This window comes from Njordella calcicola, from assembly GCF_056494125.1.
Genome location: NZ_CM151396.1, coordinates 2001427 through 2020853 on the forward strand (window position 1 = coordinate 2001427; position 19427 = coordinate 2020853).

Annotated in this window: 13 protein-coding genes; 7 read left to right on the plus strand and 6 right to left on the minus strand. The window is 51.4% G+C overall.

Translation table 11 applies throughout. From position 1 onward, the window contains the following. Positions 1 to 60 precede the first annotated feature (60 nt). The 7 genes from SH302x_RS07525 (at position 61) to SH302x_RS07555 (ending at position 9586) form a co-directional block, all read left to right on the plus strand. Positions 61 to 3324 carry a hypothetical protein gene (locus SH302x_RS07525; protein WP_479368116.1) on the plus strand — a complete coding sequence of 1088 codons (3264 nt, stop codon included), beginning with the start codon at positions 61 to 63 and terminating at the stop codon, positions 3322 to 3324. Between the two features lie 250 nt (positions 3325 to 3574). After that, positions 3575 to 4969 (plus strand): UTP--glucose-1-phosphate uridylyltransferase, encoded by a 1395-nt coding sequence (locus tag SH302x_RS07530; RefSeq protein ID WP_479368117.1) that lies wholly within the window; start codon positions 3575 to 3577, stop codon positions 4967 to 4969. A 36-nt stretch (positions 4970 to 5005) separates the two neighbouring features. Further along, on the plus strand, positions 5006 to 6085 hold the full coding sequence (locus tag SH302x_RS07535; protein WP_479368118.1) for a mannose-1-phosphate guanylyltransferase: 1080 nt from the start codon (positions 5006 to 5008) through the stop codon (positions 6083 to 6085). 68 nt (positions 6086 to 6153) lie between these two features. Then, complete coding sequence (gene ruvX, locus SH302x_RS07540; protein WP_479368119.1) at positions 6154 to 6666, plus strand: Holliday junction resolvase RuvX; 513 nt, start codon at positions 6154 to 6156, stop codon at positions 6664 to 6666. Positions 6667 to 6706: 40 nt separating this feature from the next. Further along, entirely contained in the window at positions 6707 to 7477 is a 771-nt protein-coding gene (locus tag SH302x_RS07545) for a (Fe-S)-binding protein (protein ID WP_479368120.1), read from the plus strand. Between the two features lie 115 nt (positions 7478 to 7592). Further along, complete coding sequence (locus tag SH302x_RS07550) at positions 7593 to 8972, plus strand: lactate utilization protein B (protein WP_479369247.1); 1380 nt, start codon at positions 7593 to 7595, stop codon at positions 8970 to 8972. Then, positions 8969 to 9586, plus strand: coding sequence for a LutC/YkgG family protein (locus SH302x_RS07555; protein ID WP_479368121.1), 618 nt, complete (start codon positions 8969 to 8971; stop codon positions 9584 to 9586). Before SH302x_RS07550 ends, SH302x_RS07555 begins: the two co-directional genes overlap by 4 nt. A gap of 45 nt (positions 9587 to 9631) precedes the next feature. On the opposite strand, the gene SH302x_RS07560 is transcribed toward SH302x_RS07555, so the two are convergent. The 6 genes from SH302x_RS07560 to SH302x_RS07585 form a co-directional block, all read right to left on the minus strand. Beyond that, the gene (locus SH302x_RS07560) at positions 9632 to 10717 is read right to left on the minus strand and encodes an LOG family protein (protein ID WP_479368122.1); all 1086 of its coding nucleotides are present in this window, start codon (positions 10715 to 10717) and stop codon (positions 9632 to 9634) included. Positions 10718 to 10789: 72 nt separating this feature from the next. Further along, the gene (locus SH302x_RS07565; protein WP_479368123.1) at positions 10790 to 11806 is read right to left on the minus strand and encodes a glutamine synthetase beta-grasp domain-containing protein; all 1017 of its coding nucleotides are present in this window, start codon (positions 11804 to 11806) and stop codon (positions 10790 to 10792) included. A 473-nt stretch (positions 11807 to 12279) separates the two neighbouring features. After that, entirely contained in the window at positions 12280 to 13383 is a 1104-nt protein-coding gene (locus tag SH302x_RS07570) for an aldose 1-epimerase family protein (protein WP_479368124.1), read from the minus strand. Between the two features lie 9 nt (positions 13384 to 13392). After that, entirely contained in the window at positions 13393 to 15525 is a 2133-nt protein-coding gene (locus SH302x_RS07575; RefSeq protein ID WP_479368125.1) for an alpha/beta hydrolase family protein, read from the minus strand. Between the two features lie 26 nt (positions 15526 to 15551). Next, positions 15552 to 17732, minus strand: a complete 2181-nt coding sequence (gene ppk1, locus SH302x_RS07580; RefSeq protein WP_479368126.1) for a polyphosphate kinase 1 — start codon at positions 17730 to 17732, stop codon at positions 15552 to 15554. 181 nt (positions 17733 to 17913) lie between these two features. Further along, positions 17914 to 19311 carry an aminotransferase class III-fold pyridoxal phosphate-dependent enzyme gene (locus SH302x_RS07585; protein WP_479368127.1) on the minus strand — a complete coding sequence of 466 codons (1398 nt, stop codon included), beginning with the start codon at positions 19309 to 19311 and terminating at the stop codon, positions 17914 to 17916. Positions 19312 to 19427 lie beyond the last annotated feature (116 nt).

The window sequence follows — 19427 nt, forward strand, 5'->3', positions numbered from 1 at the left end:
TGCTCCTTACTTTTGCTTGCTTGTTTCTGCGCGATCGCTACGTCGACGTTTCGAAGTGCGATGGGTGGCCCAACTGTACCCTGGATGACCAGTGAATCGGATGCAGCAGATGCTCCGTTGCGATCCATCACTGCCGCTTCACGCGATAAACTGTGGGCAGTAGGCGACCGAGGGCTAGTGATGCACTCGACGGATGCTGGTAATCGTTGGAGTCAGCGACAAATCGGTGCGAACGCCGATCTTCGACAGGTCGAATTTGCGAGTCCTCAACATGGTTTTATTGTTGGCGGTTTTATTTGGCCGGTGACCGGGCGCAGCGACGGTTGTTTACTGCGAACAGAAGACGGAGGCCAAACGTGGCAAAGTCCATCGTTGATTCCACTTGGTCGATTGATGGGGATTCGAGCATTTTCAAAAGACCAATTGTTTGTATGGGGCGATTACTCGGTCGAGCATCGCAGCGCTTTGCTTGAAAGCAATGATGGCGGAGTCACTTTCAATCGCCGTGAAACACCGTGTGCGCATATTGTAGCTGCAGCTTGGCTTAACCCGGCTCAAGGCGTTATTATCGATCGGCTATCGCGAGTTTTCGTCACGCAGAATGGCCGCGATTTTCAACAAGTCGATTTGCCTGCCAATCCGTTATCGCCACTTACAGGGGCAGCCACTGATGGAAAAACTGTCTGGCTTTGCGGCGACCAAGGCCAACTGTATAAATCCACCAGCCTCCACAGTTGGCAACGCATTCATTTTGATTCTCAAGCTTTGGCGAGTTTAAACGTTTCCTTGACTTCGATTCACGCTGCGGAAGGATCGATATGGTTGACCACGGACTGGCCCGGGTTGGTCTTCAGTAGCCATAACGGGCAAAGCTTTCATGCCAACCAGACCGGTTGCGCGGTTCCTTTGCATGGCTGCTGTCGCGTTTCTGCAACGCAGGTGATCGCGGTAGGTGCGATGAACAACATCGTCGAAACACGCAATGGTGGAGAGGGCTGGTGGGATAAGCATCAAGCCGGAAGCAAGCTAGGCATGCTGGTGATCGCAGCGCGCGTGAATGATCTGCCGTTGGACGCGATGGTCCACAGTGCTTTGGGTGAGAAGCAACACGTGGGGGCATTGGTAGTTCATTCTCAAGACGCCATATCTAAAGCGGACGTCTGGCCAGATTCTGAACAACGAGCGCAGCAAATCGCTTCGGTGTCAGCAGCAGCCCATTTCCAAATGTTAAAGAACTTCCCGGTCGGTTCACTCAGCGGCAATTCCCATCGTGCGATCGATTTGGCTGGGTACGATGCCACAGGGCAGCAGATATCGCCAATCGAGAAAGAAATCATCTTGGCCATTCGAGCTTGGCGTCCTGACATTATCGTGGTGGCGGGAGCGGACCCACAATCACCTTTCGTGTCGCGATGCACGACCGCTGTGCTGCATGCGATTCAAATCGCGGGTGATCCAAAGTTTCAACTTTCTAGCAACGATGCATTTTTCGAGTTACCTAGCTGGCGTGTCCAGCGTACGCTCAGTCGCATGCCGCGGAGAACTGTTGGGTCACTTGCAGATTGGAAGATCGAGCCAGCCGCTTTGTTGGGTGAATCGGGCCAAACGGTGGCTGATCGTGTGCGGATCGCTTGCGGTCTTTTACAGTCGCCCTTCGAAGTCGAAAAGCTGATTGGCCAAAACCTTCCTCGCAATGCAGGTGGCATCAGTCCGCACAGCACAATCATTTGGAATAGCAGCGAGTTGTACGGCGACTATACCAACCGTTCCAATACACGTCGAACCGCGATACAGAATACGTCATACTATGCCGGGATTCTGCAGAGCGAAGGCTCGCGCCGACGTGTCCAGGATAACAAGCTTCGCAATTTGCAAGTGTTAATGGCATCTACCAAGATGAGTGCAGCGTTTGACGCTTTGGTAGTGATGGATCTACAGAATGAAGCCCAGCGGAAGAAGTGGCTGTCCGACATGCGAGCATACTCCGATACGTTGCCACCGGACGACAAGTGTCGGTTCCTGGTGGAGCTGAGTTTGGTTTACTTGCAGCGGGGCGATTGGCGACACTGGCGATTGTGCGTCGAATCAGCGCTGATCGATCCACGTCCAAGCGTCTGGCGAGAAATCGCCTGCTATCTCGCATTACAATTTGCTCGCAGTGAAGAGTACTCGCGCAGCTTTGCCAGCAGCCATTCAAGCAGCCAAGCTGAAGAATCGAACCCAGCCGAATCGGCCATCATCGCGCCGGCTGCTTTTGTAAGCCCTTTTGAATCGGCCAGCGAGCCGTCGTCATTGCGGTCGGTGTCAAATAGAGCCAGTGACGAAGGACCGCCCCCTGTGCAAACGGCCGAATTCCAGGGCACGCTTGCAGCTACTCAAGTGTCAGAACAAACCGATGCACCTGCGGCGTTGCGCGCCTCGGAAAGTTCCGCCACAGGAATCCAGAAAGCCAATCTCGCAAGCGATCCGTTTGTGGACGATTCATTGCTCAAGTTGGCATTGCCCAACCAGCTATCGGATCCGCGATGGTTGCTCATGCGCCGGGCGATCGAGGGACGTGATGAGATGTCGAAGGATCGCTCCGTGCTGTTGCTCAAACCTCTAACGCAATCGCAGTCAGTTCTAGGCTGGATGCGACTGGCAAATGCTGAAGTCAGTGAGCAAGGGCGATCTAGCAGCGCCGCATTGATTCGAAGTCACCTTGCGAGTCAGCGACCGGTGCTTGATGGACAATTGAACGATCCGCTATGGGAACAAGCTCCACAGTTGGAACTTCGGTCCGCTTGGCTTGAAGACATCGCTGTTAGTTCGACCATCAAGCTTGCGCACGATTCGCAATTCATCTACTTGGGCATTTCCTGTCCGCTGGATTTCGCGGGACAAGCGGCAGTGGGCGATGAAGCAAATGATCGAGTTGCTGGAGAGAATAGCGGCACGCAATTGCTTTCCACCAAGCAGCGTGATAGGGTGTTTGACTCCGTCGACCACATTTCGATTCGACTGGATACCGATCGCGACTATGCCACATACTATCAATTCACCATTTCCAAGGATGGCAGTCGTCAAGATTCGGTAAACCATTTTGACATCTGGAATCCGAAATGGTACGTGGCCCAAAGCTCTCGGTCTGACGTCTGGGTGGCCGAGGTAGCAATTCCGATTGAGGAGCTAATGGAGCTTGGTGCAAGCGGAAAAACAATCGCAGTCAATGCGAGGCGTCAGATTCCAATGGTCGGGGTGCAGAATATTGGCGGCGTGCCTTCGGATGGATGGCTGCCTCAAACGTCAACGTTGGTCCGCTTAGACGCCCCAATGCAAGAGTAAGCGGAACATACGGCAATAGCTCCATTCGCTTGGCGACGTTCAAGCAGTAATTCCCAAGCGGCATCATGAAAGGCAACATGGCCCGCAACTGTGGGGCAAAACTGGAAAATCGATTGGCGAAAGTGTGGCAGGCAGGCTTTTAGAAAATCGTGATGCCATTTATGCTGTGGCAATCATTCGACTTAATGCTTCCTAAGCAATGTTTCCCAAACGCGATTACCAAGCGTTTGGGCCGAAGGTCCGGAGATCAATGACTACAGCACAATGGCATGAAATACTGCGTGACTACAAACAAGAGCACCTTATTGCCCACTGGAAAGAGTTGACTCCCGGGCAACAAACAACGCTCGCTTCTCAAATTTCCGACATTGATTTTGGTAGGTTGGATTCTCTTTGGCGTGGTGAAGAGGACACACCGAATTGGGCTGAGATGGCACGACGAGCTGAACCTCCTACAGCCATCCGATTGGGACAGCAGCCGACAGGTTTTACCGAGGCGGCAGCCCTGGCGGCAGGGGAAGAGGCACTCAGCAAAAATCGAGTTGCAATGATTCTCGCCGCTGGAGGCCAGGGGACTCGATTGGGTTTTGAGCATCCTAAGGGAATGTTTCGCATCGGGCCGGTAAGCTCCCGAACGTTGTTTGAGATGCTGATCGATCGTCTGCGAGCGCTGATGCGAAAGTATCATGCTTCCATTCCCCTATATGTGATGACCAGCCCGGCGACTGATGCGGCCACGCGGATGTTCTTTAGCGAATTCGATCGCTTCGGTTTGGGGGAAGACCAACTGCGGATATTCTGCCAAGGCACGATGCCAGCAGTGGACGCAACGTCTGGCAAGGTTTTGATGAGTTCTCCGCACGAGATTGCCCTGAGCCCTAATGGTCACGGAGGCCTTTTGTCCGCTCTGACCAAAAACGGTTGCTTGGAAGATGCAGCCGACCGCAATATTTTGCATTTTTTCTACTGTCAAATCGATAACCCGATGGTTCCAATCTGCGATCCTCAGTTGATTGGCTATCATCTGCTTGCGAAATCTCAAGTGACAACCCAAGTGGTGAAGAAGCGATTCCCGATGGAGAAAGTGGGCAACGTCGTGTCTGTCGATGGCAGGACAAGGATCATTGAATATAGTGATTTGCCCCAAGAAGCCGCTGAGCTGACCAATGCGGACGGCAGCCTTAAATTGTGGGCAGGAAACATCGCGGTCCACTTATTTGATCGTCGCTTCTTGGAAAACATGCAAGGCCAAGCGACCGCGTTGCCTTTCCACCGAGCCTTCAAGGCGGTTCCGTTCGTGGACGAAAAAGGTGCGCTTCACAAGCCAACGCAGCCAAATGCGTTCAAGTTTGAGCGATTCATTTTCGATCTTCTGCCTATGGCAGAATCCGCATTGGTGGTCGAAGGTGACGCATCGGAAGTGTTCGCGCCTGTCAAGAACGCGGAAGGCGCTGCCACCGATACACCATCCGCAACCAAGAAAGCGATCAGCGATTTGCATAAGAAATGGCTACGCGAGGCTGGGGCAATCGTTTCTGACGAGGCTACAATCGAGATACATCCTTCGTGGGCAATCAACGCTCAAGAAGTAAAAGCAAAAGCGGGCGGCATGGTATTGAACAACGATACATACCTCAATACTTAGTTTTGAATCTACAGTGCGATTGGTAAAGGTGGAAAAATGTTGCATGCGGTGATCATGGCAGGTGGTTCAGGGACACGTTTCTGGCCAGCTTCTCGCCAAACCATGCCCAAACAATTGTTGCAGATGACTGGGGAACAGACCATGCTGCAAGCGACTTTCGAGCGACTTAACAAATTGGTTTCGCCCGAGCATGTCCTGATCCTCACGAATCAATCGCTGAGTGATACCGTTGCGCAACAAGTGCCACTGCTGCCCCGCGAGCACATTATCGGCGAGCCATGCAAACGCGATACGGCTCCATGTATTGCTGTCGCGGCCTCTCTGATTGCGGCGGTCGATCCGGATGGCTCTATGATCGTCATGCCTTCAGACCATGTGATCGAACCCCGCGAGGAATTCCATCGCACCGTGCAAGCTGGATTGGCGCTAGTGGAAGAAGATCCATCTCGCATTGTCACGTTTGGCATCAAACCGAATTATCCCGCCGAATCTTTTGGCTACATTCAACGTGGGCAATCGATTCCCAGCACGTTGAACACCTCGGCTTTTCAAGTCGAACGATTTCGCGAAAAACCCAACCGTGAGACCGCTCAACAGTACATTGACAGTGGCAGCTTTTACTGGAACAGTGGGATCTTCTTGTGGAAGGCGAATACGATCCTCAAAGCGATCGAAGAGAACGAGCCTGAAATGTTTGCCCATATCCAAGAGATCGCTTCATCGATCGGCAAGCTGGATTTCACGAGCAAGTTTGAAGCGGAATACTGCAAGATCAATGGCAAGTCGATCGATTTTGCGGTCATGGAACACTACAAAAACGTCGTGGTTGTCGAAACCACATTTCGCTGGGATGACGTGGGATCGTGGCAAGCCATGGCCCGTTTGGTGGCCCCCGATGAGAAGGGCAACGCTGTACAAGGATCCTACTTGCCGATTGACTCCAGCGGCATGATCGTGCGATCAGATAAGGATCATTTAGTGGTCACCATTGGAACGCAAGATATGATCGTGGTACATACACAAGATGCAACATTGGTGGCTCCCAAAAGCGAAGAAGAACGAGTGCGTGAAGTCGTCCAGCAATTGACTGAACTGGGACATCTGCGCTACTTGTAGGAGGGCCGAAGGCTGCCGATGTGGTAGCCATCGCTAGCGGGATTTCGCCGTTGAATTAGGATGTAGTCGTGACATCAAGAAATTCCGATAACGATTCCTTCCTGAACGAACTGACTGTCCAACAACTTGGCGACAACTGGCCAAGCTCTGGACGGATTGTGGGGATCGATTACGGTACCGTTCGAATTGGGCTTTCTATCTGTGATCCCACGCGGCAATGGGTCAGTCCGCTGACCACTTACAACCGCCGGAATGAAAAACTTGATGCGAAATTTTTTTCCGAGCTTGTGAAGCTTGAACGGATTGAAGCATGGGTGATTGGCTTGCCGGTCCACTGCGATGGACAAGAAAGCCAAAAAAGTCGCGAAGTACGCGACTTTGCTCAGTTTTTGCACTTTTTGACAGACCTGCCAATTCGGTTTTTCGACGAACGCTACACCACACGGCTAGCAGATCGATTGCTAGCCGAAGGAGAATTCACCAAGAAGCAGCGAAAAAGAAGGATCGATCGAGTGGCTGCTCATCTAATCCTCGAACACTTCTTAGAATATGATAGAGCCAAGAATCAACCACCCAGTTGATCTTCGTCCCCCCTCCCCTGTCGGTTCTTCGATACTGTAGATGCGTATGAAAGTCGGATTGTTTGTCCCCTGCTACATTGACCAATTCTATCCAGACGTTGGACTAGCTACGTTTGAACTGTTAGAGCAGTTTGGCTGCGATTGCGATTACCCTCAGCAGCAAACGTGTTGCGGACAGCCTATGGCCAACAGCGGTTGTACTAGCCAAGTGGGACCACTGGCAAAAAATTTCGTACAGCTCTTCAAGCCATTCGACTACGTGGTCGCCCCCAGTGGATCTTGCGTTTCAATGATTCGAAATCATTACGACGAGTATTTTCAAAATGACGAAGAATACGCCCAAGTTCAAGCGAAGACGTTCGAAGTCTGCGAGTTTCTGACCAAGGTCCTGAAGATCGAAGCAATCGATGTCGAATTCCCGTATCGGGTCGCTTTGCATCCCAGTTGCCATGGCCTGCGTGAACTGCGGTTGGGGAACTGTAGCGAAGTCATGAAGGATCAAGGGGACGCGATCCGGAAACTGTTGGCGTCGGTCCGAGGAATTGAGCTAGCCACGTTGCAGCGAAGCGATGAGTGTTGTGGTTTTGGCGGAACTTTTGCGGTTGTAGAAGAAGGCGTGTCGGTGCTGATGGGCAAGGACCGATTGGCTGACTTTCGCAGTTCAGGTGCCCAGGTTGTAACGGCCACGGATGTGAGTTGCTTGATGCACTTACAAGGGCTTTCGCAGCGAAACCGAGACGGAATGGAGTTTATGCATATCGCTCAAATACTTGCAGGTCGAAAGCCCGCCTCGGTTGCCGCAGCCAAATAAACTACTTACAAATCTAGAATTTATAATGAACGCCAGTATCCCAACCGAAGCGTTGCCAAAGATCAAAACGACCGCTACACCAACAGCCAAAGTGGAACTGCCGGTCCTGAATCGTATGGACCATCCGAAATTAGCTAATGAGTTTGTTCGCGATGAAGAACGCGCTCATTGGCATGACGCTGCGTTATGGTTTGTTCGGCAAAAGCGCGATCGTCAAGCGGCATCTCTTCCAGAATGGGAAACACTGCGCCAATTGGCCTCGGAAGTTAAGCAACACACGATTGCCAACTTGCCGGAATTGTTAGAGCAGTTTGAACGGAACGCCACTGAACTTGGGGCCGTGGTTCATTGGGCGGCAGATGCGGAAGAGCATAACCGCATTGTGTTAGAGATTTTACGGGCCAACAACGTCCAGCAAGTAGTCAAAAGTAAGTCGATGCTGACGGAAGAATGCCATTTGAATCCTTACTTGGAAAAAAATGGAATCAACGTCGTCGATACCGACTTGGGTGAATGGATCGTGCAACTAAGACAAGAATCGCCAAGCCATATCGTCTTACCTGCCATCCATATCAAAAAGGAGGAGGTGGGGGAAACGTTTCATCAGCATATCAATACCCCTAAAGGCAACGCCGACCCTGACTTTCTCGCGAAAGCAGCCAGAAAACAATTGCGGTCTGAATTTATGACGGGGCAAGCTGGGATCAGTGGCGTGAACTTTGCCATCGCGGAAACAGGCGGCATCGTTATTTGCACAAATGAAGGCAACGCGGATTTAGGTGTCTCGCTGCCTAACATCCATATCGCTTGCATGGGGATCGAAAAACTGATCCCTAGAACCGTCGACCTGTCGGTATTCATTCGTCTGTTGGCACGCAGTGCAACTGGCCAACCGATTACCGCTTATACGTCGCATTTCCATGGCCCGCGGCCTGGTGGCCAGTTACACATCGTTCTGGTAGACAACGGCCGCAGTGAGATTCGGGCTGACGAACACTTCCGTCGTTCATTGAACTGCATTCGCTGCGGTGCTTGCATGAATACTTGCCCGGTCTATCGACGAAGTGGGGGGCACTCTTATAAAAGTGCAGTTCCTGGTCCGATCGGCAGTATTCTGAACCCGCTGTCAGAGCCCGATAAGTACAAATCGTTGCCGTTTGCTTGTTCCCTTTGTGGCTCATGCACCGATGTTTGTCCTGTGAAAATCGATTTGCATCACCAACTGTTTTTATTGAGGGGTAAGTTAGGCAAGGACAAAGTGCTGCCTTGGTCGAAGCGTTTGGTGATGGGATTGGCCAGCCAAGTTCTCCGTAGGCCGGCCATTTACAGATTGTCCGGCGCGATGGCCCGCATGGTATTGCGCATCGCACCACGCTGGCTGATTTATACTCGATTGAATGCGTGGGGGAACGCCCGAGAGATGCCACCAGTAACCAATGGTACATTCCGTTCGGCGTATGCGGCTAGAAAATCAAAGAAGGCTAGTGGATTATGAGCAAACCGTATCTTCCCCAAACGCAATCCAAAGCGGCGATTTTGCAACGACTCACGGCTGTCAATGTCCCTGCAGTAGAACTGCCCGAGGTGATCGAGGGCGATTGGATTCACTTTGAAGACCGCTACGCGAAACTCGAAGAAGTCATTCGCTTTGTCGGTGGACAATGCAAGCTTGTGCCCTCCGAGGAATCTGTTGAGCAAGAGCTGCAGTTGTATCCTGAGTACTCTTCAGCGAAGTCGATCTGGTCTAATTTTAATCCGATCGCGGGTAATATCGATCTTGCTTCCATCGCACAACCTCACGACCTAGAGGCGATTGATTTTTCCATCTACCAAAGCAATCTTGCGGTGGCTGAAAACGGCGCGGTTTGGGCAAGCGATGAAGCGTTGCGTCATCGCGTTGTCTTCTTCATCGCTCAGCATTTGGTATTAATCGTTAATCGAAGTAATATACTCGACACACTGCATCAAGCTTATGCTCAGATCAAGCTTCAACGGCCAGGCTTTAATTGCTTCATCTCTGGTCCTAGCAAGACGGCTGACATTGAGCAATCGCTGGTGATCGGTGCACACGGTTGTCGCAGTATGATGATGTACGTTATCGATCGATAGCCAAACACGGCAACGGAAGTGTCGCTAGGGACGTGGCATGCACGCTTATTTGCTGAGGTCAATCGAATTGATGCGGTCGATTAGCATTCGCAGTCGGCCAAAGTTCCTGCGATTGAAGTGCAAGCACAGACGCGGTAGATCGATGATTTCCGGTTCGTTCTTCTCTTGCTCTCGCGGTCCGCATTGACACAAAGTCCCCGAGACTAAGATGTTCGAGAACTCTTTGGCTAAAGAAGCGACAAATTCGTCGGGCAAGCGCTGGTTTAATCGGATCACCAATTCATCGTTTACGTAACGCATGCTGTGGTAATTTCGATAGAACCCAAGCAGTTCTTCGACGACTCCTTCAACATCGGTTTGAATGCGAAACAAATGAAGATCGTCAGGGCTGATCAACCCACCGCCCAGCAGCGCGTCTTTGATAAACCGTTCCAGCGATTTCCAATACGTGCCATTGGGTTCGTCCAGAAAGACGATTGGCAAGATCGTTTGCTTGCCAGTCTGAATCAGTGTTAGCACTTCGAGCGCTTCGTCCAGCGTTCCAAAACCGCCTGGCAGACAAACGACCGCGGCACATTCCTTAACGAACATCAGCTTTCGAGTAAAGAAATACTTGAGCGTAACAAGCTTTGGGTCACCTTCAATAAATTCGTTGGACGACTGCTCAAACGGCAGAATGATATTCAGCCCCATCGATGCTTCACGCCCAGCACCTTTATGACCGGCTTCCATAATCCCCGGGCCGGCTCCGGTTATGACCATCCAGTCATGCTTGGCCATGCTGTGCGCGAGCTTTTCGGCCAGATGATAGGTTGGATGATCCGGCTGCGTCCTTGCGGAACCAAAGATGGTTACCTTGCGTCGACGTCGAAACGGCTGAAATACTTTGAGTGCATAACGCAATTCTCGCAAAGTTCGCGAAAGTAGTTTGAGATCGCCTCGACTAGCTCGATCTGCCTGCAAGCGATCGATTGTGCGCCTCATCAAGTTTAAATAGTGCTCGTGATCAAACGATATCGATTCTTGTTCAAATATCGGCTGTGGACGATGTTTTTCATCTTCACCGAAAGCTTCTTGTTTGATCACTGGCCGCCCTTTCCCTTGAAAATACCTGTCTGAACACTTAACCATAGAATAACAAAAAACGCCTTGGTCGGCTCGACCAAAGCGTTAATTGCTTTTCACTTTTTAAGTAAGAAAGGACTAGCTCACTGACGCGATCGTTTGCAGTACGCGGGCAATGATGCGATAGGGGTTTGCTTGCGAGTTCGGTCGGCGATCTTCCAAGTAACCCTTGTAAGCATTGTCCTTCACAAAGCTGTGAGGCACACGAATCGACGCACCACGATTGGCCACACCCCAATTGAACTTATCAATCGACTGAGTTTCATGCAGTCCAGTCAGACGCAGGTGGTTGTCAGGACCATAGGCTGCGATGTGTTCGTCTTTGTACTTGTCGAACGCTGCCATCAGCTTCTCAAAGTACTCCTTGCCACCTTCATCGCGAAGTTTAGCGGTGGAGAAGTTGCAGTGCATACCGGAACCGTTCCAGTCGCCGCGAATCGGCTTGCAATGCAGTTCAACCGATAGACCGTACTTTTCCGCATGGCGAATCAACAGGTAGCGTCCCATCCACAAATCGTCGCAAGCCTTCTTGGCCCCTTTTGCGAAAACTTGGAACTCCCATTGCCCCTTGGCAACCTCAGCGTTAATCCCTTCAAATTCGATGCCCGCATCAAGACACAAATCCATGTGTTCTTCAACGACTTGTCGAGCAACATCACCTACTTGGTTATAACCAATACTGGTGTAGTAGGGACCTTGCGGGGCTGGATAGCCATCGGCTGGGAAACCAAGCGGACGGCCGTTTTCCATGAAGAAGTATTCTTGTTCAAGACCGATCCAAAGATCTGCGCTGTCCTCGAACATTGCGCGGTGGTTGCTTGGGTGAGGCGAACCGTCTGGCAGCAGAACTTCGCACATGACCAAGAAACCATTCTTGCGACTTGTATCTGGATACATAGCAACTGGCTTCAGGATACAGTCAGAGCTACTGCCTTCCGCTTGCTGAGTTGAAGAACCGTCAAATCCCCACATCGGAAGATCATCAACGGACTTGGGCTCTTTAGCGACGATCTTCGTCTTGCTGCGCAAATTTGGTTCGGGTAGGTAACCGTCAAGCCATACATACTCAAGCTTATATTTTTTGTCTGAGGACATTCGCCAAAATCTCGACTATGAAAACAGGAAACAATGATGTAACGCTGCCGAAGCAGCCACTATATCAAGTCAACCGAGTCGAAACTCCGGCCAGCATGCCTTCACTCGGAAGTCATCGGACCGCCCTTGTCGCTTAACAGCCTACCCAAACTGTTGTCCAACAAGCGAGCTAACGTGATTGGAATACGATAGCTGGCAATATTGCATCCGACAAGCGGCTAATGGAAATTCAACGCCACTACGCAAAAGAAATCTCGACTAGTTTGGTTCGCAATTACGCCCTTTTGGTAAATGGTAGTCATTGCAGAGGTGATAACGCCCTGGCTTCGTTTCGCGGGCTTTATTGATGGTGCATCCAGGTTGTACGACGCGACTGCTGCGGCTGTCGAATAACCTGAAGTCAAGCCGAGTCCGTGATTCGCCAAAGAAGCATGCAGCCCCCTTAATCCCGAGCGAAGGAAGGTAAAATCGAATTAGTTTTTAGCTAATAATCGCTGCCGAAGCGCCGCGACTTGTTGGTCTCCAACAATCGGTTCCACGGCAACATAGAAAGATTCCGATTGCTGAGCATCTAGCAATACGACACGCCCCTGCTCTTCTTCCACGCAACGCGGATTGGGAAATCCGGTGGCAGGTTCCAACCCTACCACGTACCCATCTACTAAAGCCGCCGTGTTTTTCCAGATCGTTAAACAAGGTAGCGATTTGGTCGCAAAAGTAACGAGAAACGCCAAGCTATCAGGCTGGTTGATCAAGGCTGCTTCGTTCATTCCGTCAGCGTCCGACGCCGGCTTCAAGAAATAAACTTGCTCCGCATACCCCGGCGTTGGACCAAGGCATTGGCTCCAGTCGTTCAGCCCTTCGGCTGCGCGGGCATCGCGGGCCGACACCCGGCTAGCTGAAGTCAAAATCTCAACCCCCTCGCTTAAAATCGGTTGGCCAACGTTGATGTGATACAGCAATTGCATCGTGGCTGGTTGCGTTGATCTATTCGTGACCTGATCGAAAACTTCCACCTTCGCACTGCCTGCACGAAACCGATAACGTGTCATTAGTTCGAGGTTGCCAACAAGGAACTTTGTCTCGGGCACAACTCCGACGACATCGATGTATCCCTCCGTTTCATGGATCTCGATCCACATCTGGGTTGCTGGCAAGTTCGCAATGCGTCCGTGCAATGGCCATTTCAAAGAACCATGCGGAGAAAAGTCAGGCGCGCCGTTGCTGGTTAATCCACATCGCACTAGCAATTCGTCAAACCCTTCCAGCCAGCCAATGCCACTTGCTTCATGAACAGGCACATGGCATGGATGCACAGGACCTTGTACTGGGCTGATCCAGCCTACGTGTACGTCGCCCGCCCAAGCCTTCCAAATTCCCATCCCTCGTGTCGGGACGATTTCAACAAGTATGCCACCGGTGTCGACAGCAAGCATTTGCACACCGTGACTGCGTCCCCCCGACAACTCGCGCCAGTACAATGAGATGACTCCAGTTCCGCACGGAAGCTCCCACTTGGACTCCAACGCTTGCGTATCTTGATGCTCGTGTTGGTTGACCAGGTAAGTCTTTTTCATGCCTTCGCCTTACTCTTGAATTTCCACCTTGCTCGAACCATGAATACAGGCCAACAATCCCGGCATATCTTGGTACCGCAATGCTCCTGGCAGAAAATCTCGATGACGAATCGAATCTAGTTCTGCGAAGCGAAAGCTTTCCGGAGAGTGCAATTGTATCAGACGAACCGAAGAGGGGCGGCGCAGCGCTGCGACCGCTGCTAGAAAGCTGTCGCTGCCATTCGCGTTCACTTCAATTTGAACATCTGGACGTTTCACTACTAAATCATCGACTGCAGACATGAGTACACCAGCACGGCGCAGTATCGCCGGTGCGTTATATCCAAAAGTGAACGCGGCGGCAGGTCGCGGGTTGGGCACCAACCGCTGAGTTTCTGATCCGCCAAACTCGTTAAGCAAAGGGTCCTCGATGTTCAATTCCAGCACCATGGTGTCCGCGTTGGTGTTTGGTTTGAATGGTCTGTTTGCATTGATGTAAACTTTGATGCTGCGTATGTTTGGCCAATCAAACTTTACTTCGGCCCCTCTTCCGCGTTGCTTCAAGGGATCGTCAATCATGATCCGCCCGCTTGCGACCGCCACTCCCGAGGAATTCTTCAAGACCAATACTGGATGCTGTTGGTCCAGAGGCCACGAGTATTCTGCTGAGCAATCCATTGCCCATGGTTCGGCAAAGGACGTCAGAACTTGCCAGCCTTGTTTGAGCTGTTGGCCAGCTTGAGTCTCTAAGTAGGCTTTTGCCTCTGAGCGTCCGCCCAATGCAAAATGCGTGTCGATTTGTTCTTGCCAATGCTTGACGAGCTTCTTTTCCAGTTCTAATCCCTTAAGTGGCTCGTCGTACTGGCCACCCCATACCGTCAATTCTTCGCGAGTGAGGTAATCAAAGTCGTTTTCAAGAATTGGTTCACGAAGCCCTAGGTCAAATAGTCGATTCATAAAACCGTACATGGCCACGCGGCTTACATGATTAAAATTGTGAGGGAAATGAGTGGCCGCGAACAACTCGATTTTTCCGCCCGCGCCCATCAATGAATAGAGTTGTTGTAGTTGAGGAAAGCCGTCTGCTTTGACGTTCTTGGTCCAATCATCGGCAGCAGTAATGCCCATTGGTCGCGGAGCGATCATGGCAGCCATTTCCACGTTGCCCGTATGCGTCCGAAGATGAGCCGCGTTCTCACAAGTGCAACCGCCTTGCATGCCCGTTGAGACCATCACAGCGGGAAAAGCGCCAGCGATTCGATCGTCTAAAGCGGCCGTTATAAAAGATTGTGTGCCACCGCCACTGGCGCCTGTAATCGCCAACTTGGAGCCATCGACAAAAGGCAACGACTGAAGAAATTCAATCGCTCGTATCGAATTGATGGCCTGCAGACCCATGATGTTGAGCTGATACATTTCCGCGCGTGGACTGAAGAACAAGTACTTCGAGTCTTCATCGGTCGGGTTCACAGAGCTATTGCCGTAACCATGTGCTCGCTCCATGCTGATCTGTTGGCTGTCGGCATAACCGATCATATCATAAGCAAACGCCACGCATCCCATTGTCGCGAGTTGAACACACCTAGCTTGGATATGATTTCGAGCGGCTGACTCAAAGCGTTCTGCGCCGCTAGCAAGCAAGGCTTTCACTTCGTTATCAGAACTGCGATACATACGGCCGTCGGTCCAATGCCCATGTGGATTCAAAACGGCGGGCAGTCGCCTGTCACTCAAATCGCCCTCGGGCAGAAACAGTGAGCCGGTAAGGTAAAAGCCAGGTAATGTTTCAACGATCACTTTGCGAACAACAAAGCCATCGCGCGTCAAAGTATCAAAGACCTTAGGTTCCAGAGGTGCAAGTTGCGGTGCGGGGAGCAGACCTAGAGCCAACTCTAATTGGTCCTTCAGTTCACTTTTTCGTTTCAACCAATCCTCTTTGTTGGCAGGAACAGTGAACGGTGCATGGTCATCCAGAGTTCTAAGTTTGAAAGGCAACACGCTAGCCGATGTTTCTTGAGCTAGTCCTGATGGCGCGGCGAATGCGACCAAGGCCAGCGTGAGACCACCAAAGCAACACCATTGTCGCCAGCAACTAGCGGAACATGTTTTCCTAGTCGAGCATTTTGTGGAGGAGTAAAGGCTTGATGATTGTTGTTTCGACATCGCGGTCTCCTCAGGAGGGGGGAAGCTTAGTTGTGTTTCGCAACGGTCGCTTGGTGGGGCTGGAACGTAGTGTGTCGCGTTTGATCGACCTGCTGGATCGCCGCAACTGCTGTATCATACAGTATTCGCTGGGCTCGGAACTTGGTCTGATCATGTCCAGGGCTTAAACGGATATAAGTTGCATCTGGCTGCAATTCCCAAGCGTTTTGATTGTCGCGAAAGTAGGTATCCAAAATCGAGATTAGTCGTCGTTGCGAAGTTGGGTCTTCGACGGGAACCAACAACTCTATCCGACGATCCAGATTTCGGGGCATCCAGTCTGCTGAACTGAGAAAGACCAGTTCGTCGCCTCCGTGATAGAAATAGAGTACCCGAGCGTGCTCAAGAAAACGATCCACCACGCTGACGACATGAATGTTTTCGCTGAGGCCAGGAACACCGGGTTTCAAGCAGCATTGCCCACGGATGTTCAGCCGGATAGTTACCCCCGCTTGGCTGGCACGATACAAGGCAGCAATCAATTCCGGATCAACCAACGAATTGAGCTTCACCGCAATATGAGCCCGCTGGCCCTGCCGCTTTCGTTGCGTCTCACCATCGATCAGCATCAACAAACGCCGACGCAAACCAGTGGGCGCCATTTCTAAACGATGGAATTGTTGCGGTTGGCTAAAGCCCGTGATAGCGTTAAAGAATGCACTAGCGTCGCTCCCCAGTTCTTCGTCGCAAGTCAAATAACTAATGTCGCTGTACATCCTAGCGGTCGACTCGTTGTAGTTGCCCGTTCCAAAGTGACAATAACGAACGATCCCGTGCGGCTCGCGTCGTACCACAATGCAGATTTTCGCGTGCGTCTTCAACCATTTGACACCATAGATGACTTGCACGCCGGCTCGCTCCAATTCCTTTGCCCACTCAATATTGCGAGCTTCGTCAAAACGCGCTTTCAGTTCCACCACGGCCGTTACGTACTTTCCACGTTCTGCAGCACGCTTGAGCGCCGATACAATCGCGCTTCCACGGCTGGTACGATAGAGCACTTGTTTGATCGCCAAAACATCCGGGTCATCCGCGGCTTCTTCCAACCAGCGCACCACCGGTTCAAAGCTCTCGTAGGGATGGCAGAGTAGAACATCCTGCTGCGCTATGGTCTGGAACATAGAGACCGACGGGTCAATGAGTGGCGAACGTTGCGGCGTCCAAGCACTATCCCTGAGGGCAGGGAAACCTTCCGCATTCGTCAGATGCATCATGCTGGCCAAATCCAGTGGTCCGGGAATGCGAAAGAAATCGTTGGGTGACATGCGTAGCGCATCTTGCAAAAACTGAATTGCTGTCTCCGATGCGTTCGAGGCAATCTCGATTCGCACCGAATCGGCTACTCGTCTGGCCGACAGCACCTTCTCCATACCACGCATCAGGTCAAAGGCCCCATCCTCTCGGACACTAATGTCGCTATTGCGAGTCATTCGAAACGGGACGCACTCCAGCACTTCACTCGTTGGAAAGAACTGACCAATAAAGGTGGCTACGATGTCTTCGGACAGTGCGTAGCAATAACCACGATCAGACGGCAGCGTGATAAAGCGTGGGGTAGAGCCACCCATCGGTAACAAGAAATAACTCTCTTGCTCAGCTTCCGTTTCCGCATCTTCTGGCGTGCTTGCCGTCTCGCCTAGCTTGGGATCGCTGGGTAACAACGAATTGCGTCGCACTCGAACGAACAAATAGAGCCCTAAGTTATTCAGCAGTGGAAAGCTCTCGAGTGTCACGTTCATGGGCGAGACAATCGGATAGAGTTCTTCCAAAAATACACGTTCAGCCGCTTCGCGATGTCGCAAACTTGCTTCCGCCAGATGCACATGCTCAAGCCCTTCGGCTCGCAGATTGGGTTCAATCTGTTCGAGGTAACACTTGTATTGATCGCGAACGATCTCATCGACGCGATCGTGTACCATTGCCAATTGTTCTGCCGGCGTGTGGCCGCTAGGATCCATTCTGTCCGGACGCTGTTCCTCTTGGATCTGCAGCGATCCAACGCGAACCATGAAGAATTCATCCAGGTTCGAAGCCGTAATTGCCAGGAATTTCAGGCGTTCCAGCAGCGGAACTTTGCCGTACATCGCTTGCTCCAACACCCGCTGATTGAATTCCAACCAACTCAATTCACGATTGATAAACGCGTCCGGGGGCAATTGCATTGTCATGCAAGTCTTTCTCAGCAAACTTTGATCGTTGAAAATCGTCACAACTCCAGCGTGGCCCACCGATTCTAGTTTGTCCTTCGAACTCTGAAAACCAGCGATCTATTAAAGACGTGAAACAGACTCCTCAGATAGCTGACCATACCGACGTTCGTTTAACGTGCCCATCTAGAGAGTAGCACCGTTATATCGCCTTCTCAATAATTTCGACTGCCATGTCGATTTGATCTTCGGTGACGACTGCGGGCGAAGGCAAGAAACGCAAGCGAGTTGGATCGCTGCCGGCTAAAAAGCCCATCAATCCAAGCTCAAACAATTTTAATGTCAAATCGTTCGCCTTGGTCGCGTCGCCATCACCGGGTGTAAATGCCAACATCATGCCTTCACCATAAGGGCCAGAAATTTTGCCTGGATGCTTGGCCTTCAGTTCCTCCATGCGCCTGACCCAATGCTGATGACGCCGCATGTTCCAACCTTTGGGGCCAAAACAGTCTTTGCTTTGCATTTCGCGCAGAGCTGCTAGGCCTGCATGGATCGATGCGGACGATGCGGTAAAGGTCTGCGATAGAATCGGGCCCTTAGGTTTTAAACCAGTTCGATACAGCGTCGCGCATAACTGCGTGATCTTACCAATGGTTACGATATCCGCGTACTTCTCCAGTTCGAAGTGCTGAAAGGCAAATGGCTGACTAAGCCGCCCGAACGTTTGCACTTCGTCAAAGATGATCGAGATATTGTTCTGCCGACAGATTTGGCAAAGCTGCGTAAAGTACTCTTTAGTGCCCGGATAGTATCCGCCTTCGCCAGCAACCAATTCGATCCAAATACAAGCGTGCTGGCCAGGGTAACGTGCGATCAAATGCTTCAAACCTTCGATCGCAGACTTTGTGGTTCCTTCAGGATCGCGGGGATGAAACATCGTCAAGTAATCGACGTCAAGCGTCTTGGGTAAACCCATCCGATAGGGAGCTCGGTCCGTTAACGCTGCTAATGCGAGCGAGCGGCCAGCGAAACAGTTATCGATGCAGATGACGCGGCTGGCGGGATGTCTTGCGTGGAACGCAATCTTCAAAGCATTCTCGTTGGCCATCGCTCCGCTAGTGGTCAACAACACGTGCTGCAGTTCTGATTGCTCCGGTTTCGCTAGTTTCAATAGTTCCTTGATCATGCTGACTGTGGGTGTGGATTGCTGCAAATTGCCTTGCATCACAGTGTCTTCAATGGCAGCGTCCACGGTTGCGGCAACGTTGGCAGGATGAGAATGCCCCATGCCATGCACGCCAATACCGACGATGAAGTCCAATTTGACACTTCCATCAGCTAGTTCAACAAACGGGCCATTACCTAGTCCACTAGACAAGTATGGAAAGAAAGTCGCCCCCCCTCGGCCAGTAGCCAGATCGTCCAATAGTTGTTTGTATTTGTGTTTCAGCGAAGGTTTGGAGGCTGATATCGCATTGAGCTTGGAACTGTGTTCTTGGACCGCTTCAACCAGCAATCGTTTGGCTTCTTGAATGCGAGGATCGTTTCGTAAAGCATCCGCAACTAATTCATTTGTAGACGGGAGTGCGTTCTCTGACATAGGATGCTTTCACTGGGATAAATTTACGGTTGGATACAACATAACGATACAAAAAAGACCCAGCGAACTCAATTGGGCTCGCTGGGTCTAAAAATTTTTAGCTTGACAAGTTGTCG

What these genes read in the sequence shown, in the direction of transcription:
- SH302x_RS07525 (WP_479368116.1), top strand. Translation starts at nt 61, where the DNA reads ATGGGTGGCCCAACTGTACCCTGGATGACCAGTGAATCGGATGCAGCA.
- SH302x_RS07530 (WP_479368117.1), top strand. Translation starts at nt 3,575, where the DNA reads ATGACTACAGCACAATGGCATGAAATACTGCGTGACTACAAACAAGAG.
- SH302x_RS07535 (WP_479368118.1), top strand. Translation starts at nt 5,006, where the DNA reads ATGTTGCATGCGGTGATCATGGCAGGTGGTTCAGGGACACGTTTCTGG.
- SH302x_RS07545 (WP_479368120.1), top strand. Translation starts at nt 6,707, where the DNA reads ATGCGTATGAAAGTCGGATTGTTTGTCCCCTGCTACATTGACCAATTC.
- SH302x_RS07550 (WP_479369247.1), top strand. Translation starts at nt 7,593, where the DNA reads ATGGACCATCCGAAATTAGCTAATGAGTTTGTTCGCGATGAAGAACGC.
- SH302x_RS07555 (WP_479368121.1), top strand. Translation starts at nt 8,969, where the DNA reads ATGAGCAAACCGTATCTTCCCCAAACGCAATCCAAAGCGGCGATTTTG.
- SH302x_RS07560 (WP_479368122.1), bottom strand. Translation starts at nt 10,717, where the DNA reads ATGGTTAAGTGTTCAGACAGGTATTTTCAAGGGAAAGGGCGGCCAGTG.
- SH302x_RS07565 (WP_479368123.1), bottom strand. Translation starts at nt 11,806, where the DNA reads ATGTCCTCAGACAAAAAATATAAGCTTGAGTATGTATGGCTTGACGGT.
- SH302x_RS07570 (WP_479368124.1), bottom strand. Translation starts at nt 13,383, where the DNA reads ATGAAAAAGACTTACCTGGTCAACCAACACGAGCATCAAGATACGCAA.
- SH302x_RS07575 (WP_479368125.1), bottom strand. Translation starts at nt 15,525, where the DNA reads ATGTCGAAACAACAATCATCAAGCCTTTACTCCTCCACAAAATGCTCG.
- ppk1 (WP_479368126.1), bottom strand. Translation starts at nt 17,732, where the DNA reads ATGACAATGCAATTGCCCCCGGACGCGTTTATCAATCGTGAATTGAGT.
- SH302x_RS07585 (WP_479368127.1), bottom strand. Translation starts at nt 19,311, where the DNA reads ATGTCAGAGAACGCACTCCCGTCTACAAATGAATTAGTTGCGGATGCT.